Annotated in this window: 20 protein-coding genes; 17 read left to right on the forward strand and 3 right to left on the reverse strand. The window is 65.2% G+C overall.

Translation table 11 applies throughout. The features are described from left to right. Positions 1 to 115: 115 nt before the first annotated feature. The 14 genes from murC (at position 116) to nrdR (ending at position 16,245) form a co-directional block, all read left to right on the forward strand. Positions 116 to 1,624 (forward strand): UDP-N-acetylmuramate--L-alanine ligase, encoded by a 1,509-nt coding sequence (gene murC, locus IV498_RS04055; protein ID WP_442951278.1) that lies wholly within the window; start codon positions 116 to 118, stop codon positions 1,622 to 1,624. A gap of 130 nt (positions 1,625 to 1,754) precedes the next feature. Further along, entirely contained in the window at positions 1,755 to 3,035 is a 1,281-nt protein-coding gene (locus IV498_RS04060; RefSeq protein WP_269045272.1) for an FtsQ-type POTRA domain-containing protein, read from the forward strand. A gap of 273 nt (positions 3,036 to 3,308) precedes the next feature. Beyond that, the gene (gene ftsZ, locus IV498_RS04065) at positions 3,309 to 4,514 is read left to right on the forward strand and encodes a cell division protein FtsZ (RefSeq protein WP_269045273.1); all 1,206 of its coding nucleotides are present in this window, start codon (positions 3,309 to 3,311) and stop codon (positions 4,512 to 4,514) included. A 120-nt stretch (positions 4,515 to 4,634) separates the two neighbouring features. Beyond that, entirely contained in the window at positions 4,635 to 5,384 is a 750-nt protein-coding gene (locus IV498_RS04070) for a polyphenol oxidase family protein (protein WP_442951276.1), read from the forward strand. Continuing rightward, on the forward strand, positions 5,371 to 6,192 hold the full coding sequence (locus IV498_RS04075) for a YggS family pyridoxal phosphate enzyme (protein ID WP_269045275.1): 822 nt from the start codon (positions 5,371 to 5,373) through the stop codon (positions 6,190 to 6,192). Before IV498_RS04070 ends, IV498_RS04075 begins: the two co-directional genes overlap by 14 nt. 60 nt (positions 6,193 to 6,252) lie before the next feature. Continuing rightward, positions 6,253 to 6,780, forward strand: coding sequence for a cell division protein SepF (locus tag IV498_RS04080; protein ID WP_269045276.1), 528 nt, complete (start codon positions 6,253 to 6,255; stop codon positions 6,778 to 6,780). Positions 6,781 to 6,901: 121 nt separating this feature from the next. Continuing rightward, complete coding sequence (locus IV498_RS04085; protein ID WP_269045277.1) at positions 6,902 to 7,192, forward strand: YggT family protein; 291 nt, start codon at positions 6,902 to 6,904, stop codon at positions 7,190 to 7,192. 178 nt (positions 7,193 to 7,370) lie between these two features. Then, positions 7,371 to 8,189: a DivIVA domain-containing protein gene (locus IV498_RS04090; RefSeq protein WP_269045278.1), complete on the forward strand. Its 819-nt coding sequence runs from the start codon at positions 7,371 to 7,373 to the stop codon at positions 8,187 to 8,189. A 198-nt stretch (positions 8,190 to 8,387) separates the two neighbouring features. Further along, entirely contained in the window at positions 8,388 to 8,993 is a 606-nt protein-coding gene (gene lspA / locus IV498_RS04095; RefSeq protein ID WP_269045279.1) for a signal peptidase II, read from the forward strand. Next, positions 8,986 to 9,927, forward strand: coding sequence for an RluA family pseudouridine synthase (locus tag IV498_RS04100; protein WP_269045280.1), 942 nt, complete (start codon positions 8,986 to 8,988; stop codon positions 9,925 to 9,927). Before lspA ends, IV498_RS04100 begins: the two co-directional genes overlap by 8 nt. Positions 9,928 to 9,994: 67 nt before the next feature. Further along, positions 9,995 to 13,528, forward strand: a complete 3,534-nt coding sequence (dnaE, locus tag IV498_RS04105; protein WP_269045281.1) for a DNA polymerase III subunit alpha — start codon at positions 9,995 to 9,997, stop codon at positions 13,526 to 13,528. A gap of 53 nt (positions 13,529 to 13,581) precedes the next feature. Further along, positions 13,582 to 14,124, forward strand: coding sequence for a hypothetical protein (locus IV498_RS04110; protein WP_269045282.1), 543 nt, complete (start codon positions 13,582 to 13,584; stop codon positions 14,122 to 14,124). Between the two features lie 9 nt (positions 14,125 to 14,133). Then, positions 14,134 to 15,519: a histidinol dehydrogenase gene (gene hisD, locus IV498_RS04115; protein WP_269045283.1), complete on the forward strand. Its 1,386-nt coding sequence runs from the start codon at positions 14,134 to 14,136 to the stop codon at positions 15,517 to 15,519. A 222-nt stretch (positions 15,520 to 15,741) separates the two neighbouring features. Beyond that, positions 15,742 to 16,245 carry a transcriptional regulator NrdR gene (gene nrdR / locus IV498_RS04120; RefSeq protein ID WP_269045284.1) on the forward strand — a complete coding sequence of 168 codons (504 nt, stop codon included), beginning with the start codon at positions 15,742 to 15,744 and terminating at the stop codon, positions 16,243 to 16,245. 107 nt (positions 16,246 to 16,352) lie between these two features. Here nrdR and ppgK read toward each other — a convergent pair whose 3' ends face one another. Then, positions 16,353 to 17,147 carry a polyphosphate--glucose phosphotransferase gene (ppgK, locus tag IV498_RS04125; RefSeq protein ID WP_269045285.1) on the reverse strand — a complete coding sequence of 265 codons (795 nt, stop codon included), beginning with the start codon at positions 17,145 to 17,147 and terminating at the stop codon, positions 16,353 to 16,355. A gap of 39 nt (positions 17,148 to 17,186) precedes the next feature. Next, positions 17,187 to 18,065 carry a type I methionyl aminopeptidase gene (gene map / locus IV498_RS04130; RefSeq protein ID WP_269045286.1) on the reverse strand — a complete coding sequence of 293 codons (879 nt, stop codon included), beginning with the start codon at positions 18,063 to 18,065 and terminating at the stop codon, positions 17,187 to 17,189. A 117-nt stretch (positions 18,066 to 18,182) separates the two neighbouring features. Here map and IV498_RS04135 point away from each other — a divergent pair, with 117 nt between their 5' ends. Further along, the gene (locus tag IV498_RS04135) at positions 18,183 to 18,344 is read left to right on the forward strand and encodes an SPOR domain-containing protein (protein ID WP_269045287.1); all 162 of its coding nucleotides are present in this window, start codon (positions 18,183 to 18,185) and stop codon (positions 18,342 to 18,344) included. Positions 18,345 to 18,389: 45 nt separating this feature from the next. Here the strand turns inward: IV498_RS04135 and panB are convergent, their stop codons facing one another. Continuing rightward, positions 18,390 to 19,244: a 3-methyl-2-oxobutanoate hydroxymethyltransferase gene (panB, locus tag IV498_RS04140; RefSeq protein WP_269045288.1), complete on the reverse strand. Its 855-nt coding sequence runs from the start codon at positions 19,242 to 19,244 to the stop codon at positions 18,390 to 18,392. A gap of 156 nt (positions 19,245 to 19,400) precedes the next feature. On the opposite strand from panB, the gene glnA reads away from it, so the two are divergent. Both glnA and IV498_RS04150 read left to right on the forward strand, forming a co-directional pair. Beyond that, positions 19,401 to 20,741, forward strand: a complete 1,341-nt coding sequence (glnA, locus tag IV498_RS04145) for a type I glutamate--ammonia ligase (RefSeq protein WP_269045289.1) — start codon at positions 19,401 to 19,403, stop codon at positions 20,739 to 20,741. A 9-nt stretch (positions 20,742 to 20,750) separates the two neighbouring features. After that, positions 20,751 to 23,789, forward strand: a complete 3,039-nt coding sequence (locus IV498_RS04150) for a bifunctional [glutamine synthetase] adenylyltransferase/[glutamine synthetase]-adenylyl-L-tyrosine phosphorylase (RefSeq protein WP_269045290.1) — start codon at positions 20,751 to 20,753, stop codon at positions 23,787 to 23,789. Positions 23,790 to 23,863: the final 74 nt, after the last annotated feature.

Genomic DNA, 23,863 nt, shown 5'->3' on the forward strand with positions numbered 1-23,863 from the left:
CGGAAGCGACGGCAATCGAGGCGGCGGGACTTCCCCCAGCCAGCCCGGCAGCACCGGCATCGACCCGCTGGACCGGCTCGGGCGGGTGCACTTCATCGGCATCGGCGGCGCTGGAATGTCGGCGGTGGCCCGGATCCTGCTGGCGCGCGGCGTTGCGGTGAGCGGCTCCGATGCAAAGGACTCGTCCGCGCTGCAGGAGCTCGCCGCCCTCGGCGCGACCGTGCACGTGGGACATTCCGCGGCTGCGGCAGGGGGTGCGGATACCGTAGTCGTCTCCTCTGCCATCCGCGCGGACAATCCGGAGTTGGTCGCGGCCCGTGCGGCCGGTGGAAGGGTGCTGCACCGGTCGGAGGCGCTGGCGGCCGCGATGGCCGGGCAGCGGGTGGTGGCTGTGGCGGGAACGCATGGCAAAACAACCACAACGTCCATGATCACGGTCCTGCTGCGCGGTGCCGGAATGGACCCATCCTTCGCGATCGGGGGCACGGTGCCTGCCCTCGGCGTGAATGCCGCCCATGGCGGGTCGGGGATCTTCGTCGCCGAGGCTGATGAATCGGATGGCTCTTTTTTGAACTATTCGCCGCAGATCGCTGTCGTGACCAATGTCGAACCGGACCACCTGGATCACTACGGCACGGCCGAGGCGTTCTACCGGTCCTTTGACGATTTCGCGGCGCTGCTTCCGGCCGGGGGCCTGCTGGTGGCCTGCGCCGACGACGACGGCGCCCTGGCTTTGGCACGGCGGGCGGCGGATGCGGGAACCAGGGTGGTGCTCTACGGCCGTAATGAGCGTGCCGATCTGGTGCTCTCCGCCGCCATGGACAGCGCGGGGATAGGCACCCGCAGCACGGTAACCCTGCGCACGCCGGTGTCGGCACCGGCCGATGGAGCGGTGCCAGCCGAAGCCGACGCGGGCCAGCTGACCGCGTATCCACTTCAGCTGCAGGTTCCGGGCGTCCATAATGCCCTGAATGCGGTGGCAGCCCTGGCCGTCGCGCTGGAGCTGGGCGTCCAGCCCGATACCGCGGTGGCGGCCCTGCAGGAATTCAGTGGCGCTGCCCGGCGATTCGAGCAGCGCGGTGAAATAGCAGGCGTGCGGGTCTTCGACGACTATGCCCACCATCCCACCGAGGTGGAAGCCGCCCTGCGGGCAGCGCGCACGGTTGCCGGCGGACACCGGGTGCACGTGCTGTTCCAGCCGCACCTGTTTTCCCGGACGCGGGAGTTCGCGCCGGAGTTCGCCCGGGCCCTGAGGCTGGCCAATTCGGTGGCCGTACTGGACATCTATCCGGCCCGCGAGGACCCGATCCCCGGCGTCAGCAGCGAACTGATCACTGCTGTCCCGGCCAGCCCGGTGGCGCCAGCAGCGCAGGCGCCGTCCACGCGGGCGCCGTCCACGCGGGCGCCATCCGCGATGGCGCCGTCCACGCAGGCGGCGTCGATGCCGCCCGGGGAGCTGACGTACCAGCCCGATGCCCGGGCAGCGGTCGCCGCCCTGGCCGGTGCGGCCGAGCCCGGAGACATTATCCTGACGATTGGCGCCGGGGATGTGACCCAATACGGGCCTTGGATTCTCGACGCCCTAAGCTCACTCACCTCCGCAAGGACCGATCATGGCACCTAGGCGCAAGCCACCGGTAATCCGGACCAATCCGACCTTGCCGGCGGCTCCAGTCAGGCATGTTCCGGCTCCGCGGGCGGCTGATAATACCCGGTCCCGCCAGCCACAGCCTGGACATGGGGGACCGGCAGGGGTGCGCAGCGTTACGGTGGTGCCGCAGAGTTCCAAAGTCTCGGTCCTGCCGATGCCCGACCCTGCTTCCGGAACGGTCCGGGCGGCCGCCGCCCAGTCGCTGGATCCCGCCCAGCCGATGGACGCTGTAGGGACGGAGGAGGTGACCGACGCGTGCAACGAGACGGGTAGGGCCGCCGTGACCGAGGCTTCCGGCGCGAGGAGTGGGGCCGCCGTGACCGAGGCTTCCGGCGCGACCGGCGGGGTCGCTGCCACACATGAACACCAAGCGCCGGACCAGACTGCGGCTGGCGCCGTCGCAGGGACACGCGGCGGCTTCAGAATTGGGCGTCGGTTTTGGACCGGTGGCCGGTTTCGGATCGGTGCTGCGCCGAAGACGGGGTCATCGATGCCGGAATTGTCGACGTCAGAATTTTCGGCGTCAGACTTGGCCGCGTCAGAATTGTCGGCGCCGGAATTGCCGGTGCCGGACCCACAGACAGCGACTATGAAAACACCTCGGACGGCGGGGAGCTCTGGAAGCTCGGCCAAGGTTATCGATTTCCCGCAGCGCCACGGCCGGCGGCTGCGCCGCACCGTCTGGATCACCGCGGCTGCCGTGGTGGTGACGCTGGCGGTGATTACCGCCGTCGTGCTCTTTTCACCGCTGCTGGCGCTGAAGAGCATGACCATCGACGGCAATAAAATGGTGTCCACAGCCAGCATTGTCAGGGCTTTGGCTCCGCTGAAAAACAAGCCGCTTCCGCAGGTCAACCAGGACCAGGTGCAGAAGCTGCTGGTACCGCTGCAGCAGATCCGGTCCGTTTCCGTAGAGGCGCGGCCGCCTTCCACCCTGCTGGTGCATGTGGTGGAACGGGTACCGGTGGCTGTGGTCAAAAACCAAAGCAAGAGCGGCAAAGGGTACGTCCTGGTGGATCAGGACGGCGTTCCGCTGGGAACGGTGCCGGATCCGGCCAAGGTTTCACTCCCGCTGATAGACGGTGGGATTGCCACCACGGGAAGCAGCACGTTCACGGCGATCACCACGGTGCTTTCGGCGCTGCCGGCGCAGGTACTTTCGCGGCTGCAGCACGCGTCCGCCAGTTCGCCGGATGCAGTGACGCTGACGCTGACCGACGGTAAAACGGTGGTGTGGGGTAATGCCAGTGACAAGGAGCTTAAGGCCAAGGTGCTGCAGGCGCTGTTGAAGGCTCCCGCTCCCGTTCAGCAGCCCGGCCAACCCGCGCCGGCTCCGATAAAGGTTTACGATGTCAGCGCACCCCGGCATCCGGTGACCCGATGACGGGCCGCCCGTTCAGTCAATTCCAGGCACAAGGTCGCGGCGAATATTTCCACCCGATTAAGACGACACGCGGGCGGCGGTAATTGCATGCGGGCAGGAACCCCTTTAGCGTTCCAAGCAGGAGTTACTTGACATAACTATAACCTTCGACTTGAGGGTTAAGCTCTAAAAGCTTCAAGCGGCAGTGGAGAGTTACGGGGAAAGTTCACCGGAACGCGGCACGCGGCGGAGCACTGAAGATTCTCACCAGTACACGAACAAGGGACACGTAACGTGGCAGCACCCCAGAATTACCTGGCCGTCATCAAGGTCGTCGGCATCGGCGGCGGTGGCGTCAACGCAATCAACCGGATGATCGACGTGGGACTGCGCGGCGTTGAGTTCATTGCGGTCAATACCGATGCCCAGGCATTGTTGATGAGCGATGCGGACGTCAAACTCGACATCGGCCGTGAGTTGACGCGTGGGCTCGGTGCCGGTGCCAATCCCGATGTTGGACGGCAGGCGGCGGAGGACCATTCGGACGAACTCGAAGAGGTGCTGCGCGGGGCCGACATGGTCTTCGTTACGGCTGGCGAGGGTGGCGGCACCGGAACCGGTGGAGCACCCGTGGTGGCCCGTATTGCCCGATCACTGGGCGCGCTGACCATTGGCGTGGTCACCCGGCCTTTCACCTTTGAGGGACGCCGCCGGGCCACCTCGGCCGAAAACGGCATCGATGCCCTGCGCGGCGAGGTGGACACGCTCATCGTGATCCCCAACGACCGGTTGCTTTCCATCAGTGACCGCAACGTCTCGGTCCTGGATGCCTTCCGTTCGGCGGACCAGGTGCTGCTCTCCGGTGTGCAGGGAATCACGGACCTGATCACTACCCCGGGCCTGATCAACCTGGACTTTGCCGATGTGAAGTCGGTTATGCAGGGCGCTGGCTCGGCATTGATGGGTATTGGTTCCGCACGTGGCGAGGACCGGGCCGTCAAGGCTGCGGAACTGGCGATCGCCTCACCACTGCTGGAAGCCTCGATCGACGGCGCACACGGTGTGCTGCTCTCGATCCAGGGCGGCTCCGACCTCGGCCTGTTTGAAATCAACGAAGCGGCCCGGCTGGTGCAGGAAGTGGCGCACCCGGAGGCCAACATCATCTTCGGCGCCGTGATCGACGACGCCCTGGGCGACGAGGCACGCGTCACGGTGATTGCAGCCGGCTTTGACAACGTCGACGTCACCTCGGCCCCGGCGATGCCAACCGAGGCTTCCCGCCGGACACTGCCGGCCGCAGCCCCAGCGGCGCCGCAGTCGGCACCGCACTTGGCACCGGCCACCGTGCCGGCCGCAGGCCTGAACCACTGGGGTCAGCAGTCCAACAACAACCACATTCCGGCCGACGCCGGCTTCGATGTGGATCTGCCCGCCGTGGTGGAGCCGGACCTGTCCGGGCATCGTTCCGATGAGCTGGACGTGCCCGACTTCCTGAAGTAATTTCCTGCGGGACATCCATGCCGGCCCAACGCTCTCCGCAGGGGCACATTGGGCCGGCACCCTAGAGAAGGCCAGGTAGCTGTGTTTTGGTGGCGCCGTGAAGTTTCCCCGGGAATCTGGGTGGCATTCACCGACACCCGGGCCGGCAACCTGGCCTTTTCCGTCGGCGATGCGGCGCAGACGGCACAAAACCGGAACAGGCTGGCAGCCGGGCTGGGCCTTGGCCGCGCCGGGATTGCCTTCATGACCCAAGTCCACGGCAATGAAGTGGCGGAAATTGGCAACCCGGTCGCCGACGGCGGTGACGGCTCCGCAGTGGCCGAACGGAACGGCTCTGCTGGAGTTGGCCGCTCTGAAGGTGTCGGTACCGCGGGGCACGGCGCTGCCCCGACGGCGGATGGCATGGTTTCCGGGGGAACACCGCTGGCCGTGCTGGTGGCCGATTGTGTTCCTGTGGTCTTGGTGGGCACGGCCAGGGACGGGCAACCGGTACTGGCCGTCGCCCATGCCGGGAGGGCCGGAGTTGCCAACGCGGTGGTGCCCCGGACCGTGGACGTGATGCGGCGCCGTGGCGCCGGCGAAATACGCGCATGGCTGGGCCCTTCGGTCTGCGGAGAGTGCTACGAAGTCCCGGACAGCATGCGGGCCGGGCTGGCGGCGGTGGAACCTGCCACCCATTCGAACACCCGCTGGGGCACTCCGGCGCTGGATCTGCCAGCCGGTGTGCTGAGCCAGTTGGCTCGGGCCGGGGTTGCCGCGGAGCGGATTGCCGCCTGCACCATGGAGGAGCCGGAGTTGTTTTCGCACCGCAGGGACGGAGCCGGTGAGTGGCCGGGACGATTTGCCGGAGTGGTGTATGCCAGGTCCTGAAGCTGCCGGCCCGGGAACGGACAGGCTTGCCCAGTTGCGCGAGAGTTTGGCAGCGGTCCGTGCCCGCATCAGCTCGGTGTCCCGGGAACGCCCCGCCGGGGCACCGGAGCCGGAGCTGATTGTCGTCAGTAAGTTTCATCCGGCGTCCGACATTCGGCTGCTGATGGAGCTCGGAGCGGGCGATTTTGGCGAGAACCGGGATCAGGAGGCCAGTGCCAAGGCATTCGAGCTGGGCAACGGGTGGAACCACCGACGGCAGCGCTCGGTGCACGATTCCAGTTCCACGCAGCTGCCGCTGCGCTGGCATTTTGTCGGCCAACTGCAGACGAACAAGGCCAAGTCCGTGGCGGCCTACGCCGCTGCGGTTCACTCCGTCGACCGGCCGGCCCTGGTCCGGGAACTCAGTAAAGCGATCGCTGCCGAGCAGGAACGCACAGGACGACCCGATTTGCTGTGCTTTATCCAAGTCAATTTGGATCCAGCCGCCGGGCACCCGGCACCGGGCAGTGCCGGCGCCCCCCATCGGGGCGGCGCGCATCCGCACGAGGTTGTCGACCTTGCCGCGCTGGTGGACGCGGCGCCCGGACTGGTACTAGCGGGTGTGATGGCGGTGGCGCCGCAGGCAACGGACCCCGATGAAGCCTTTGCCAGGCTGGCGCAAATTTCCGCCGCGGTCCTCGAACGCTTTCCGGACGCAACGTCGATCTCAGCGGGCATGAGCCACGATCTGGAGCAGGCAATTCGCCACGGCGCGACACACCTGCGTGTCGGATCGGATGTTCTCGGTGCGCGCCCGGCGCTGAGGTAGCCTCGATGCTGTTGGCAACAACACTTTGACCCGAAGCTAAAAGGAATATGAGGAGCTACCATGGCTGGCGCTCTGCGCAAGACAATGATCTATCTTGGGCTCGCCGATGGTGAGGAGCACTACGAGGCTGAGCACCCTCAGTCCGGACATAAGAACGAGGATTATTCAGTGGACTACGACCGGGATGCCCCGCACCGTGCAGAAGCCGCTTCCGAGCCGGCCACGCTGAAGGTGGCGGACGATGAGTACCGGGCTCCGGTGACCCCGATCAAGCGGGCCGCGTCCGCCCGCGACGACGCGCACGGACTGCGCCAGATCACCACAGTCCACCCGCGCTCCTACAACGACGCCAAGATCATTGGTGAAAGCTTCCGGGATGGAATCCCGGTCATCATGAACGTCACGGACATGGGGGAGTCGGACGCAAAGCGCCTGGTTGATTTCTCCGCCGGCTTGGTGTTTGGCCTGCATGGAAGCATTGAGCGGGTCACCAACAAGGTTTTCCTGCTCTCCCCGTCCTACATCGAGGTTCTTGGCGATGACAAGAAGGCCTCCGACACACAGGCGAGCTTCTTCAACCAGAGCTGACGGCGAAGGCCCGGCCGCATCCCGACCGGGCCTGCGCAGGGGTTCACATTCTTTCCCGCAGCATTGCGGAGTATTGTGGGATTCCCTTGATGGATAACTTCTAAGGATTGTGTCTGCCGGCGTGTCAATCGTATTTTCTTTGCTGTACCTGCTGCTGCTGCTCTTTTTCCTTGCCCTGATGGTTCGGCTGGTCTTTGACTGGGTCCAGGTGTTTGCCCGTGAATGGCGTCCCCGCGGACCGGCCCTTGTTGCGGCCTCAGGCATCTATTCGGTGACGGATCCGCCGCTGCGGCTGCTGCGCCGGCTGATTCCACCTCTCCAGCTGGGCGGCATGTCACTGGACCTTGGGTTCATGCTGCTGCTGATCGTTGTAGGGATCGGGATGGCCGTTTTCCAGGGACTTGGACTCTAAGTCCGGAGCTGCACGAACGTCGGCATGTCGGCGCCGCAAAGGTTCGTTTTCGGAACCGAAACGATATAGTCTGATTTCGATACAGCCTTTTTATGCCGATCCCGGATCTGTGTGAGAGGGACCGTAGTTGAGATGGCCGCAGGCGGTCTGAACTTTCTAAAACCAACGAGGTGACTGGATGGCTCTCACGCCAGAAGATGTTGTCAACAAGCGGTTTCAGCCGACGAAATTCCGTGAAGGCTACGACCAGGATGAAGTCGACGACTTTCTCGACGAAATTGTTGTTGAATTCCGCAGGCTCAACCAGGAAAATGACGAGCTGCGCAAGAAGGTAGCCGATCTGCAGTCGAATCCGCAGGCCGCCGGTTCTTCGGCCGCGCCCGTGGTTTCAAAGGTCCCGCCCGCGGAGCAGCACGACGCCACCACCGCCTCGAAAGACAGCTCGTCCAAGAGCGCCAGCACCGCCAAGGATGCAGGCACGGCCAAGGATGCTGGCACAGCCAAGGATGCCGGTTCAACCAAGGACGACCAGGCGAAGGCGGACAAGACAGCTGCCAAGGACACCGCGGCGGCCAAGACCGAAGCGGGCAAGGACGACGCCGCTTCCGTTCCCTCCGCTGCGGCGACTGCGGCCGTTGCCGCACCGGCCACCAGCTCTGTTCCTGCGCACGAGTCCGCGGCCGGGGTATTGGCCATGGCCCAGCGGCTGCATGACGAATATGTTACCGCCGGCGTTGAGCAGCGGGACAAAATCATTGCGGAGGCCCAGATCGAGGCCAGCACGCTGGTCAATGACGCCCAGGAGAAGAGCCGGAAGACCCTTGGCGCCTTGGAGCAGCAGAGGTCGGTGCTGGAACGCAAGGTCGAACAGCTGCGCGGGTTCGAGCGTGACTACAGGTCCCGGCTCAAGGCCTACATTGAAGGCCAGCTGCGTGACTTGGACACCCGGGGATCTGTGGCGGCCTCGGACGCACCGGAAGCGTCTACCGCGTCCTAAGCAGAATGTACGTCAGAGCCGGCGGCTGGGGATCTCCACAGCCGCCGGCTTTCACTGTTAACACAAGTGCGGAGGCTAACTCGGGTGCGGAGGCTAACTCGGGTGCGGCGGCTACCACAAGTGCGGCGGCATCGGACCGCTGACCTGCAGCAGCCGCCCGACCGCACCCGGAAACCCGCACCAACGAACGAAAGCATCATGAACGACGAATCGACTCCCGGCCTCAGCGCGTCCGTCCCCAGCGGGGAGGGCACGGTGGGCGTGCGCCGGCGGGGACCGCTGCTGCTGATCCTGGCCGGCTTCGCGCTCCTGGCCTATGCCTTGGACCAGCTCACCAAATGGTGGGTCACCAGCACCATGGTGGACGGCCAGGTTACCCCTGTATTGGGCTCGGTGCTGTCATGGCACTACATCCGTAACTCCGGCGCCGCCTTTTCCATAGGCGAAAATATTACCTGGGTTTTCACCCTGGTGATGGCGGCGGTGGTGGTCGGCATCCTGATCCAAGCCCGTAGGCTGGGCTCCATCTGGTGGTCCATTGCCCTCGGGATGCTGCTGGGCGGGGCCTTGGGCAATCTGACCGACCGGCTGTTCCGCGAGCCGTCCTTCGGAATGGGCCACGTGGTGGACTTTATTGCCCTGCCGCATTTTGCTATCTTCAACGTTGCCGACTCGTCCGTTGTCGGCTCGGTGATTCTGATCTGCATCCTGACGCTGAAGGGTGTCCCGCTGGCCGGCCGCCGGGCCGTGGCCGCCGACGGAACCGGCACGAAGAAGCCCGAGCCCGAGGACAGAGATGTCTAAAACTGTTGCCGTTCCGCCGGAACTGGCAGGGGAGCGGGCGGACTCCGCCCTGGCCCAGCTGCTGGGAATTTCCCGTTCCGCGGCGGCTCTGCTGTGCGCGGAGGGCAACGTCGTGCTCGAGCGGCCTGGTCGGGAGGGCACCGCACTGGCCAAGGCCGACAGGCTCCAGTCCGGAGCACTGCTGGAGGTGACGATCCCGCAGCGCCGCGACCCGCTGGCCATCGTCGTCGAGCCGGTTAAAGACCTGAAGGTACTGCTCGACGACGACGCTTTCGTGGTGATCGACAAGCCCGTCGGTGTTGCTGCCCATCCGTCACCGGGCTGGGTGGGCCCAACCGTGGTCGGTGCGTTGGCGGCAGCGGGCTACCGCATCTCCACCTCCGGCGCCGCCGAACGTGTCGGAATCGTGCACCGGCTCGACGTGGGAACCTCGGGCGTGATGGTGGTGGCCAAAACGGAACTAGCTTACACCGTGCTCAAACGTGCCTTCAAGGATCGCACCGTGGAGAAGGTCTACCACGCCGTGATCCAGGGCCTGCCGGACCCGCTGCAGGGAACCATTGACGCACCCATCGGCCGGCATCCTGGCCATGACTGGCGCTTCGCCGTGCTCGAAGACGGCAGGGACTCGGTGACACATTACGAGGTGTTGGAGGCATTCGGCCGGGCTTCGCTGGTGGAGGTGCATCTCGAGACGGGGCGCACGCACCAGATCCGGGTGCACTTTTCGGCCCTGCACCATCCCTGCGCGGGTGATCTCACCTATGGTGCGGATCCGCGGCTGGCGGCCGAGCTGGGGCTGACGCGGCAGTGGCTGCATGCCCGCAAGCTGGGCTTCACACACCCGCAGACCGGGGCGTGGGTGGAGGTCTTCAGCGACTATCCGCAGGATCTGCAGTACGCCCTGACGGCGTTGGGGTCGGGAGCGCACTGAATTGGGCGTCCCCGGAACGCTCGGTGCGCCTGCGTCGGTGCCGTCCCCGACGGCCTAGAATGTACAAGTGGCTAGCTCCGATTCCTTCATCCATCTGCACAATCACACCGAATATTCGATGCTCGATGGCGCGGCGCGGCTGACGGATCTGTTCAGCCACGCCGACGAGCTGGGGATGAACGCCCTCGCCACGACGGACCACGGATTCGTCTTCGGAGCCTTCGATTTTTGGTCCAAAGCCAAATCCGCCGGCATTAAGCCGATCATCGGCGTGGAGGCGTATCTGACGCCGGGGACCGCCCGCGCTGACCGCAGCCGGGTGCGGTGGGGCGGCGGCGGGCGCGACGACGTTTCCGGCGCCGGCGCGTACACGCACATGACGCTGTGGTCCGAATCCACCGAGGGCATGCACAACCTGTTCCGGATGTCCTCGCTGGCATCGCTGGAGGGGTATCTGTACAAGCCGCGAATGGACCGGGACCTGCTCCAGACCTACGGCAAGGGACTGATCGCCAGCACCGGCTGCCCCTCCGGGGAAGTGCAGACAAAACTGCGCCTGGGGATGTACCGGGAAGCGGTGCAGGCGGCCTCGGACTTCCGCGATATCTTCGGCGCGGAAAACTATTTCTGTGAGCTGATGGACCACGGGCTGGACATCGAGCGCAATGTCTCCGCGGACCTGCTCAAGCTCGCCAAGGAACTGGACCTCCCGCTGCTGGCGACCAACGACCTGCACTACACCCATGCGGAGGATTCGGCGTCGCACGCAGCCCTGCTGTGCGTGCAGTCCGGCTCCACAATGGCGGATCCGAAGCGTTTCAAATTCGACGCGGACGAGTTCTACCTCAAGTCGCCACAGGAAATGCGCGCCCTGTTCCGCGACCATCCGGAGGCCTGCGACAACACCTTGCTGATCGCCGAACGCTGCGAGGTCGACTTCGACACCAGCGCCAGCTACATGCCGCGCTTCCCCGTCCCGGAGGGTGAAAACGAGCAATCCTGGTTCGTCAAAGAGGTTGAGACGGGCCTGCAGTACAGGTATCCTGGCGGCATTCCGGACGAGGTCCGCAAGCAGGCCGAATTCGAGGTCGGCGTCATCACGCAGATGGGCTTCCCCGGCTACTTCCTGGTGGTGGCCGACTTCATCAACTGGGCCAAGAACAACGGCATCCGGGTCGGACCGGGCCGAGGTTCGGGGGCCGGCTCCATGGTTGCGTACGCCATGCGCATCACGGATCTGGATCCACTCAAGCACGGTTTGATCTTTGAGCGCTTCCTCAACCCCGAGCGCGTCTCCATGCCCGACTTCGACGTGGACTTTGATGATCGCCGCCGTTCCGAGGTGATCCGTTACGTCACGCAGAAGTATGGTGATGAGCGCGTGGCCATGATCGTCACCTATGGAACCATCAAGGCCAAGCAGGCGCTGAAGGATTCCTCCCGGGTGCAGGGCTATCCCTTCTCCACCGGCGAGCGGCTCACCAAGGCCATGCCGCCGGATGTGATGGGCAAGGGCATGCTGCTGACTGAGGTCCATAATCCCGAAGCTAAACGCTATTCCGAGGCCGAGGAACTGCGTGAGCTGCTACGCACCGACGCGGACTCGCAGAAGGTTTTTGACATGGCGCTGGGGCTGGAGGGCCTCAAGCGGCAGTGGGGCGTGCACGCCGCCGGGGTGATCATGTCCTCGGACCCGCTGATCGACATTGTGCCCATCATGCGCCGGGAGCAGGACGGGCAGGTCATCACCCAGTTCGACTACCCCACCTGTGAGGGCCTCGGCCTGATCAAGATGGACTTCCTGGGGCTGCGTAACCTGACCATCATCACCGACGCGGTGGAGAACATTAAGGCCAACGCGGACGTGGACCTGGTCCTGGAGGACCTGGAACTGGACGATAAGGCCTCCTACGAGCTGCTGGCGCGCGGCGATACATTGGGGGTTTTCCAGCTCGACGGCGGCCCGATGCGGGCGCTGCTCAAGCAAATGCGGCCGGATAACTTTGAGGACATTTCCGCCGTCATCGCTCTCTACCGGCCAGGTCCAATGGGTGCCAACTCGCACACAAATTATGCGCTGCGCAAGACCGGGCTGCAGAACATCGACCCCATCCATGCCGAACTGGAGGAGCCGCTGGCGGAGATCCTTGGCGGTACCTACGGTCTGATCGTCTACCAGGAACAGGTGATGGCGATCGCCCAGAAGGTTGCCGGCTTCACGCTGGGACAAGCGGATATTCTGCGCCGTGCCATGGGTAAGAAGAAGAAGTCCGAGCTGGACAAGCAGTACGCCGGTTTCGAACGAGGCATGCTGGACAATGGCTACTCCGCCGCTGCGATCAAGACTCTGTGGGACATCCTGCTGCCGTTCTCCGATTACGCCTTTAATAAAGCGCACTCGGCAGCCTACGGAATGATCTCCTACTGGACGGCCTTCCTTAAGGCCCATTACCCGGCCGAATACATGGCCGCCCTGCTCACCAGCGTCGGCGATGACAAAGACAAACTGGCGCTGTACTTGAACGAGTGCCGGAAAATGGGCATCACGGTGCTGCCGCCGGACGTGAACGAATCGTCGGTGAACTTCACTCCTGTCGGCAAGGACATCCGCTTTGGCATGGCGGCCATCCGCAACGTCGGTGCCAATGTCGTTAACGCCATGGTCGCCTCCCGCGAGGAAAAGGGGGCCTTCACCTCCTTCTCGGACTATCTGCACAAGGTTCCCGCTGTTGTGTGCAACAAACGCACCATCGAATCGCTGATCAAGGCAGGGTCGTTCGACTCATTGGGCCATCCCCGGCGCGCTTTGGCCATGATTCACGAGGAAGCCGTGGATTCGGTGATCGTGCTCAAGCGCAACGAAGCGGCCAATCAGTTCGATCTATTCAGCGCCTTCGACATGGAGGGATCCGGTCCGGGGAGCGGAATGACCACCGAGGTGCCGGATCTGCCCGAGTGGGAGAAAAAAGACAAGCTCGCCTTCGAGCGGGACATGCTGGGCCTGTACGTTTCGGATCATCCCCTGCAGGGGCTGGAAGCGGTGCTCAGCCAGCACGCGGACCGCACCATCACGACGCTGATTGGCGAGGAAGGCCCGGCCGACGGCTCCATTGTCACCATCGCCGGCATGATCACCTCGCTGTCCCGGCGGATCGCCAAATCCAGCGGCAACGCCTATGCGCGGGCCGAAATCGAAGACCTTGGCGGCTCCATCGAGGTGATGTTCTTCGGCCAGGTCTACGGACCCATCGCGACAGTGCTGGCCGAGGACCTCATTGTGGTGGTGAAGGGGCGGCTGCAGCGGCGCGACGACGGTGCTGTCACCCTCAATGCGATGGAACTGACTGTTCCGGACCTCAGCGACGGCCACTCCGGGCCGGTGGTGATCTCGCTGCCCAACCACAAAGCGACGGAAATTGTGGTGACGTCCCTCGGCGAGGTGCTGCAGACGCATCCGGGGACCACCGAAGTACAGCTTCGGCTGGCCGGGTCGCGCAGCATCGAGATCATGAAGCTGGGACTGCACCTGCGGGTTAGTCCCACCCCTGCCCTGTTTGGGGACCTCAAAGTCCTGCTTGGACCGGCCTGTCTGGAGGTATAGCGGGGCCGGTGCTGCCGGCGGCCGGGAGCTGTTTCGTTTGCTAGCGTAGAAGCATGACACAACCGCCGCTTTCCGGTGCTCAGCAGTATCCGCCGGCCGTTTATGCTCCTGCGGTTCCCGGTGACCTGACCAGTGCCCCGCCGGCGTCGCTGCTGCGCTGGTTTTCCTCAACAGCTGCCGCCGGCATTGTCGTCGGAGCACTGTGGTGGTGCCTTGCTCCCGGCGGAGCATTTTACGGCTCAGGGTCGGACACCGCCGTCTGGCTGCCGCGGGACCTGGTGCTGGGGTTGATCGGGCTGGTTGCCGGCATCGTCACGGCGGCACTGCTGCTGCCGCAGCGGCGCAATGCCGGCTCATATACCAAGATTCTCGCCGCCGTCGCCGGCTCTGCCGCCGGTTCCGTGATCGCCTGGCGGCTGGGAACACTCGCGGGTGATCTGTGGGGACACGTCCCGGCCAATCCGGCCAGTGACAGCATCGCTTTTTCGCTCCGCTCCGTGAGCGTCCTCACCCTCTGGCCCGGCATCTGCGCGCTGATCATTTTCGCCGTCACACTGGTCAGCCTGCTGCGCTCGGGCCCCTCCGATCAGAAGTAAACTGGGGCAGTGATCAGGCAGCTTCAGGACGTGGGACGAACGCTACGCACCATCGATTTGCGGGGCCGGCGGCTCTCCCTCGCCGAACTGCGCGGCGCAGTTCCCCGGGCCGGGCGCACAGCGGCCGCGGATGCCGAACACAAGGTCCAGCAGATTATCGACGATGTGCGGCATTCCGGTTTTGCCGCGCTCAGCGAGCTGGCTGCCCGGTTCGACGGCGTCGAGCAGCGTCATCCCCGGGTTCCCACCGAGGCGCTGGCGAAGGCGTTGGCGGAGTTGGACCCGGTGGTGCGGGCTGCCCTTGAGGAGTCCATCCGCCGCGTTCGGAGCTTTGCCGAGTCCCAGCGCCCCGCCGATGTCGACCTCACAGTCGCCGCGGGCGCCGCGTTGGGTCAGCGCTGGGTGCCGGTGGGCCGGGTGGGGCTGTACGTTCCCGGCGGCCTGGCCGTCTATCCCTCCTCCGTGGTGATGAATGTGGTTCCCGCCCAGGTGGCGGGCGTGGAATCCATCGCCCTGGCCTCGCCGCCGCAGAAGGAGTTCGGTTCGCTGCCGCATCCGACGATTTTGGCCGCGGCAGCCCTGCTCGGAATTGAGGAGGTCTATGCCATCGGCGGTGCCCAGGCGATCGCGGCATTTGCCTACGGCATCGCCGCGGACAGCGTTGCTGGGGAAGCTGGCCACGAAGCAGACGTGAGTGCAGGGGCACTGGAACCTGTCGATGTGATTACGGGCCCGGGTAACATCTTCGTCGCCACCGCCAAACGCCTGGTCAAGGGCGCCGTCGGAATCGATTCCGAGGCCGGTGCCACCGAAATAGCAGTGCTTGCCGACGCCACGGCGGTGCCGGCGCTGGTGGCCGCCGATCTGATCAGCCAGGCGGAGCATGATCCGCAGGCCGCGTCGGTGCTGGTCACGGACTCCCCGGAACTCGCCGATGCCGTGCGTGCCCAGCTGGGCGTCCAGACCGTTGCGACCAAACATGCGGACCGCGTTGCGGAGGCACTCGGCGGCCCGCAGTCCGCCGTCGTGCTGGTGGACGACATGGTGCAGGGGATCGCTGTCTGCAACGCCTATGCCGCCGAACACCTGGAAATTATGACAGCCGACGCTGCGGGCGTCGCGGGCCGCATCCGGAACGCCGGAGCCATCTTCGTGGGCGACTATAGTCCGGTCAGCCTGGGCGACTACTGTGCGGGGTCCAACCATGTGCTGCCCACCCGCGGTACGGCCGCCTTCTCATCGGGCCTGAATGTGACGACCTTCCTGCGGGCCATCCAGGTCGTCCACTACGACCGCGATGCCCTGCAGGAGGTCAGCGCCCATATTGTGGCTCTGTCGGCGGCCGAAAATCTTCCGGCGCATGGCGACGCCGTGAAGATCCGCTTTGTGCCCTGACTCCTCGCCGGCTTCACCCTGATTCGGCTTTGATTTGGGTCATGTACGGGTCAGTTGGAAAGCGGCGGGCGGCGTTCGCCGACGGACCTCCAACCACCACATATGGTAATTACCTGTTTGTAATTCCCCAACATGTAGTCGTACACTGGCACGAAGGGATAGTTTTGCGGCACGCCACCGAGGATGTTTACGGCGGGCGCTCCATCTGGAGGAAGGATTGACATGTACTGTCCGTTCTGCCGCAATCCCGATTCCCGCGTGGTCGACAGCCGGATGGCCGAGGATGGATCCGCGATCCGGCGCCGCCGGCAGTGCCCGGAGTGCGGACGGCGTTTCAGTACGCTGGAGACCACGAGCCTGTCCGTCATCAAGCGCTCCGGCGTCGCCGAGCCTTTCAGCCGCAGCAAGATCGTCAACGGCGTCCGCAAGGCTTGCCAGGGCAGGCCTGCCACCGACGACGATCTGGCGCTGCTGGCGCAGGAGGTCGAAGAGACCATCCGAGCCAGCGGCGCAGCGGAAGTGGACGCCCACCAGGTAGGCCTGGCAATCCTGGGCCCGCTGCAGAAGCTCGACCAGATCGCGTATCTGCGCTTCGCCAGTGTGTACCAGGACTTTGAGTCGCTGGAAGATTTTGAGTGCGCGATCGCACTGCTGCGCGGACAGGACGCCGGCGGCAACGGCACCCACGGCGGCAGCGCCAATCCGATGGCGCCCGGCACCGACTAAGCTCCGGTGGCGGCCGGGGAGGGGAAGCCCTGGCCGCCACCGGCACCACTTCCGTGGGAACCTCCCGAAGGAGGTCTGCAGTTCATCGTCGGCTCAGGAAGCAACCGCTACTTGACGGCCTTGAAATGCACCGCCGCCTGCAGCGCCCCGCCCACGATGCCCGCGTTGTTCTGCAGCAGCGCCGGAATGATCGGAGTCTGCAGTTTCAGCTGCGGCAGGTAATCCTCGCTGCGCTTGGAAATTCCGCCGCCGACGATGAACAGTTCGGGGGAGAACAGGAATTCCAGGTGCGAAAAGTAGCGCTGCAACCGTCCGGTGTACTCTTCCCAGCTCAGGCCATCCCGCTCCCGCGCGCTGGCCGATGCCTTGGTTTCGGCATCGACGCCGTCCAGTTCCAGGTGTCCAAGCTCCGCGTTCGGAACCAGCTTGCCGTTAAAGATGAAGGCCGAGCCGATGCCGGTGCCCAGCGTGATTACCAGGACGGTGCCCTTGACACCCTTGCCCGCACCGTAACGGGCCTCCGCCAGGCCGGCCGCATCGGCGTCGTTCATCACTTGGACGTCCCGGCCCAGCTCACTGGTCAGCAGCGCGTCAACGTCGGTGTTCACCCAGCTCTTGTCCACGTTGGCAGCCGAACGGGCGACTCCGTGGGCAATGATGGCGGGGAAGGTTACACCCACCGGGGCGTCCGCGTCCGGTGCGCCGTCCCGGGTCATGAGCTCTGCGACGATCTGGCCAACCACTGTCGCAACTGCCTCAGGCCTGGACGGCTGCGGGGTGTCGATGCGGAACCGCTCGCCCACCAGCTTGCCCTTATCCAGATTGACGATGCCGCCCTTTATGCCTGTTCCGCCGATGTCGATGCCTATCACATGGGACTGGGAGGGGTGCTTTTTCGACATGGGGGCTCCGGATCAGGGGTAAATTGCGGGAAGTGCCGGCTACGGCAGGGTCAGGATTTCGGCGCCGGTTTCGGTGACCAGCAGGGTGTGTTCAAATTGCGCCGTGCGTTTCCGGTCGCGGGTGACGACGGTCCAGTCATCGTCCCACATGTCCCAGTCCACGGTGCCAAGCGTGAGCATTGGTTCGATGGTAAAGGTCATTCCGGTTTGGATCACGGTGTTGTACGCCGGTGCCGCGTCATAATGCGGAATAATCAGCCCGGTGTGGAACGCCTCGCCCACGCCGTGGCCGGTGAAGTCCCGGACCACGCCGTAGCCGAAGCGTTTGGCGTAGGACTCGATCGCCCTGCCGATGATGTTGATCTCCCGGCCCGGTGCCACCGCACGGATGGCACGGTTTAGCGACTCCTGTGTCCGCTCAACCAGCAGCCGGGACTCTTCATCGACGTCCCCCACCAGAAAGGTGTAGTTCGTGTCCCCGTGGACGCCGTCCTTGTAGGCCGTGATGTCGATGTTGAGGATGTCGCCATCCTTCAGCACCGTGCTGTCCGGAATACCGTGGCAGATAACCTCATTCAGGGACGAGCACAGAGACTTGGGAAATCCCCTGTAGCCCAAAGTTGAGGGATAGGCCTGCTGGTCCAGGATGAACTCGTGACCTACCCGGTCCAGCTGGTCGGTGGTCACGCCCGGCTGAATGTGCCGTCCGACCTCCACGATGGCCTGGGCGGCGATTTTGGAGGCCAGCCTGATCTTTTCGATCGTTTCGGCCGACTTAACCTCTGACCCGGTGAACTTTGACGGACCTGGCCGGCCAACATATTCGGGCCGTGGAATGCCCGCGGGAACGGACAGCAGCGGACTGAGGGAGCCCTGCACCAAGGTGCCGGTGGGGGCGGTGGACATCTGCGCGGACATAAAACCATCCTATAAGATCCGCCGCCCCGGAGTCGGGACCTGCCCCCGGGCTGCCGCGTAGGATCGGTATTGGGCCCTGTATGTCGGCCTGAGGACAAAGAGGTGAAAGGAGCCACCATGCCGCAGTTCTGGTACAACGTCAAAACACACGAGGTCGAAGAGGACGCGCAGTCCGACTGGCGTGCCCTGATTGGCCCGTACGACAGCCGCGAGGAAGCGCAGCAGGCGCTGGAAAAGGTCAAGAGCCGCAATGCCAGCTGGGAGGCCGACGACGACTGAGGGCTGGAGCGGGCAGCCCCGGTTGGCGGGTGGCGGCGAAAAGGCTCAGAAGGAGTGCTCCGGGCCGGGGAAACTGCCATTGCGGACGTCCTCCCCATAAGCCTTGGCGGCAGTGGACAGCACGGTGTGCAGATCGGCATACTGCTTGACGAACTTGGCCATCCGCCCGGTGCGCAGGCCCGCCATGTCCTGCCACACCAGCACCTGCCCGGTGGTGGCATTGCCTGCGCCAATGCCGATGGTGGGCACGGAGACAGCCGCCTCCACGGCCGCGGCCACGCCAGCGGGAACCATTTCCATCAGCACCGCGAAGGCACCGGCCTCGGCCAGCGCCACTGCGTCGTCAACGAGGGCCTGCCCGGCATCGCCGCGGCCCTGCACCCGGTAGCCGCCGAGCACGTGCTCACTTTGCGGCGTGAAGCCGATGTGTGCCATCACCGGGATTCCCGCAGCCGTCATGGCACGCACGGTTTCCGCGTAGTAGGCGCCGCCTTCCATCTTGACGGCGTGCACCCGGCCCTCTTTCATCAGCCGCACCGAGGAGGCAATGGCCTGCGCCGGTGAGGCCTCATAGCTGCCAAAGGGCAGATCCGCCACCACAAGCGCCCGGCGCGCAGCGGAGCTGACCGCACGGGAAAAGATAATCAGCTCATCGAGTGTAATCGGCAGCGAGGTTTCATAGCCCAGGACATTGTTGGCCGCCGAATCCCCAATCAGCAGCACCTCGATCCCGGCCTCATCGAAGATCTGCGCCGCGTACTGGTCGTATGCGGTAAGCATGGCAAACCGGGTGCCGCGGTCCTTGGCCTGCTGCAGATGGTGAGTACGGATCCGTTTCGCCGGTTCCGCGGGGGCCGCCGGTCCTGAGCCGTAGGGCGGGGCGCTTTCTGCATCACTCATGCCTCGAGCCTACTGGAGGCGGGCACTGTCCGGGCCGCCCGCAGGGCCGCGCTGTGGCCAGCGCGCCATCGCGGACAGGGAATTCTCCGATGCCCGACTTAGGATGGGAACAAAGGCCCGCGGCCAGCGGAAGTGGACCAAAGGAAAAGAGGAGTCATGGACCGTCAGCAGGAGTTCGTCCTACGCACCATCGAAGAGCGCGACGTGCGCTTTGTGCGCATGTGGTTCACCGACGTCGTGGGCTCGCTAAAGTCCGTGGCGCTTGCGCCGGCCGAGGTGGAAGGCGCTTTCGCTGAGGGTCTGGGTTTTGATGGCTCCGCGATTGAGGGTCTGGCCCGTGTCTTCGAATCCGACATGCTGGCCCAACCCGATCCGTCGACCTTCCAGATCCTGCCATGGCGGGGCGAGACGGAGCAGACCTCGCGGATGTTCTGCGACATCCTTACCCCGGACGGCCAGCCCTCCGCGGCGGACCCCCGCAACGTGCTCAAACGGACTCTGGCCAAAGCCGCGGACATGGGTTTCACCTGTTACACGCACCCGGAAATCGAGTTCTACCTGCTGAAGTCCCAGGAACTGGGACCCGACGGCATTCCGGTCCCGGTGGACCGTGCCGGGTACTTTGACCACGTTCCGGGCGGAGTGGCGCAGGATTTCCGCCGCACCGCCGTGACGATGCTGGAAAACGTCGGCATTTCGGTGGAATTCAGCCACCACGAGGGCGGGCCGGGACAGAACGAGATTGATCTGCGGTACGCGGACGCCTTGCAGACCGCGGACAACATCATGACCTTCCGCACCGTCATCAAGGAGGTGGCGCTGCAGCAGGGCACCTATGCCACTTTCATGCCCAAGCCCTTTTCGGATCATCCCGGCTCCGGCATGCACACCCACTTCTCACTCTTCGAGGGAGACGCCAACGCGTTCTACGAGGCGGGCGCCGAGTTCCAGCTCTCCGCCACCGCCCGGCACTTCATTGCCGGCATCCTGCACCATGCGCCGGAGTTCACAGCTGTCACCAATCAGTTCGTGAACTCCTACAAGCGTCTCTGGGGCGGCGGGGAAGCTCCCAGCTATCTCTCCTGGGGGCACAATAACCGCTCCGCCTTGGTTCGGGTGCCACTGTACAAGCCGGGCAAAGGACAGTCTGCGCGGATTGAATACCGCGGAATTGATTCCGCCGCGAACCCGTATCTGGCGTACGCGGTGCTGCTCGGGGCGGGGCTGAAGGGGATCGAGGAGGAGTACGAACTGCCGCCGGCTGCGGAGGACGACGTGTGGTCGCTGACCTCCTCGGAGCGCCGCGCCATGGGCCATGACCCGCTGCCATCCAGCCTGCACGACGCGGTCCGCCAGATGGAGGAGTCCGAGCTTATGCCGAAAATCCTGGGGGAGCAGGTTTTTGAGCATTTCCTGCGCAATAAGCGGGCCGAGTGGCAGGACTACCGGCTGCAGGTGACTCCCTACGAGCTGACGCGCAATCTGGGCATTCTTTAGGGCTCCGCCGTGGTCAGCCTGCAGCGCAAACTGATTGCCAATGGCTTTGCCGACCTGGAGAAGAGCGAGCGTTTCCTTCGTGCGCCGGAGCTGGCGGGCATCGATGAGGTCCGGCTGTTCGACGGGCTGGCGATGGCGGCGGATCCGGACTTGGCGCTGCAGTCCCTGGTCCGGCTGCTGAGTCAAAGTCCGCAGTTGAAGGAACTGGCCGGTGCCGGCGTCGAGCGCAGTGAGGCGACGTACCGGCTGCTGGGCTCCTCCGAGGCGCTGGCCGAATTCCTGATCAGGCACCCGGAACATCTGGATGTGCTCTCCGAACGGGTCGGTCCGGAGCCCAGAGCGCGCAGCGGTGCCGAGCTGCGGTCCTCCCTGCTGGAGGCGGTGGGCGCCGATCCGGCAGCCGGAACACCGGTGGCCGCCCTGACGGGGCCGGATGCCTACGTTGCGCTCCGCAGCCGGTACCGCAGGCATCTGGCTCAGCTGGCCATCCGCGACCTCTGTGCTGCGTCGCCGCAGGACTTTCTGCCGGAGGCCGGGGCGGAGTTGGCGGACCTGGCCGGAGCGGCGCTGGAGGCAGCGCTTGCCGTTTCCCGGGCGGAGCTGGGCCGCACCGCGGGCGCGGACCGGGTGGCCGCCGTCGCGCTCGCCGTCATCGGGATGGGCAAATGTGGCGCCCGCGAGCTGAACTACATCTCCGACGTCGACGTCATTTATGTCCTCGAAGCCACCGGTATCGACGAGAGCGAGGCAGTTCCGCTCGGCACCGCGCTGGCCAGCGGAATCTCCCGGGCCATCAATGCCCCTGCCCGGGAACCGGGGCTGTGGGAGGTGGACGCCAATCTGCGGCCGGAGGGCAAGGAAGGACCGCTGGTGCGGACGCTGGAATCCCATCTGACGTACTACCGGCGTTGGGCGCAAAGCTGGGAGTTCCAGGCCCTGCTCAAGGCGCGCACGGTCGCGGGGAATGCCGCCCTTGGTGCACGCTACGAGGAAGCCCTGGCGCCGCTGATCTGGACCTCTTCGGAGCGGGAGGGCTTCGTGGATTCGGTGCAGTCCATGCGCCGGCGGGTCACGGACAACATTCCGCAGCGGGAGGAATCGCGCCAGCTCAAGCTGGGTAAGGGCGGCCTGCGCGACGTGGAATTCACCGTCCAGCTGCTGCAGCTGGTGCATGCCAAGGCGGACCCGTCGCTGCGCTGCAAGGATACGACGGCGGCCATCGCGGCGTTGTCGGCCGGTGGATACATCGGGCGCACCGATGCCCGCGAGTTCGACAACGCTTATCGCTATCTGCGGGTGCTTGAACACCGGATCCAGCTCGTGCAGATGCGTCGGACGCATTTGATGCCGGAGTCCGATTCCGCCCTGCGTGCACTCGCCAAATCCGCAGCCGGACCGCTAAGTACCGCCCGTCCCAGCGGGGCTGCCCTGCTGGCGCATTGGCAACAGGTGAAGCGGCGTGTCCGGGCACTGCATGAGCGCATCTTCGATCGGCCGCTGCTCAATACGGCGGCCCACCTCAGCGCCGATGACGTCACCCTCACCTCGGAGGCAGCTCAGGGCCGACTCGCCGCGCTCGGCTACCGGGACGCGCCCGGTGCGCTGCGCCATATTGAGGCGCTCACGGCAGGCGTCAGCCGGCGGGCGGCGCTGCAGCGTCAGCTGCTGCCGGTACTGCTTGACTGGCTGGCCGACGGCGTCGATCCGGATGCGGGGCTGCTGGGTTTCCGCCGGCTCAGCGAGGCGCTGGGCACCTCGCACTGGTACCTGGGCATGCTGCGGGATTCGCAGGCCGCCGCTGAACGGCTGTGCCATCTGCTCTCCAGCTCACGGCTGATCACGGATCTGCTGGAAGTGTCGCCCGAGGCGACCGCCTGGCTGGGTGCGGACAAGGAACTGGTGCCGCTCAGCTTCGCGGCGCAGTGGCAGGAAATCCGGTCCAAGATGTCCCGCCATGCCGACCCTGGCCAGGCGATGCGGCTGATCAGGCTGATCCGGCGCCGTGAGGTGCTGCGGATAGCGATTGCGGACTGCTGTTCGATGCTGGAGCAGGACCAGGTGGGCGCGGCCCTGGCGGACGCGGACCGGGCGGCCGTGCTGGGGGCACTCCATGTTGCCGAAGCCGCCGCGCATGCGGAATCAGGGACACTGACCAATGTTCTGGTCGTTGCCATGGGCCGGCAGGGCGGCCGGGAGATCGGCTACGGCTCCGACGCGGACGTTATGTATGTGCACAGGGCACTCCCGGGGGTGGCTGAGCAGGACGCCCAGCGGCAGGCGGAGCACATTGTGAGCAGACTTTCGGCGCTGCTGACGCAGCCGCTGAAACCTGCGATCCTCGCTGAAAGGGTGCTGGTCATCGACGCGGGCCTGCGCCCCGAAGGCAAAAACGGACCCCTGGTCCGAAGCCTGGAGTCCTACCGCGGGTACTACGCCCGCTGGTCACTGGTCTGGGAGGCGCAGGCCCTGCTGCGGGCCCGCCCGATGGCAGGCAACGATGAACTGGCCGCGGAGTTCCTTGCCCTCGTGGATCCGGTGCGTTACCCCCACCAGCTCGCCGACGCTGAGGTACGTGAAATCCGGCGGATCAAGGCCAGAGTTGAGGCGGAGCGGCTGCCGCGCGGCGCTGATCCCGCGCGGCACCTCAAACTGGGCCGCGGTGCCTTGAGCGATGTTGAATGGCTGGTGCAGCTCTGGCAGCTTCAGCATGCCCACCACGAGCCTTCGCTGCGCACCACATCCACGCTCGACGCGCTGGAAGCCGCCGGGCGCTTAGGTCTGGTGGACCCCGCCGATGCAGCACTCCTGGCCGGGAGCTGGCGGCTGGCCAGCAGGATCCGCTCCGCCAACGTGATCTGGAGCGGCAAGCCATCGGACCTGCTGCCGTCCTCCCGCCGCGACTTGGAAGCCGTTGCTCGCTGGTGCGGCTACGAGGCCGGCCAGGCTGCGCAACTGGAGGACGACTACCTGGGCCTGACCCGGCGGGCGCGGGCGGTCTTCGAGCGGTTGTTTTATGGCTTCGCACCGCCCGCCGCTAACTTTGGCTGACGCCGTTAACTTTGCCTGCCATCATCAATTTTCGCTGAGGCTGTCAATGATGGTTGACGAGTGAAAGTCTCGTC

The organism is Paenarthrobacter sp. Z7-10, from assembly GCF_026932795.1.
GTDB lineage: Bacteria > Actinomycetota > Actinomycetes > Actinomycetales > Micrococcaceae > Arthrobacter_M.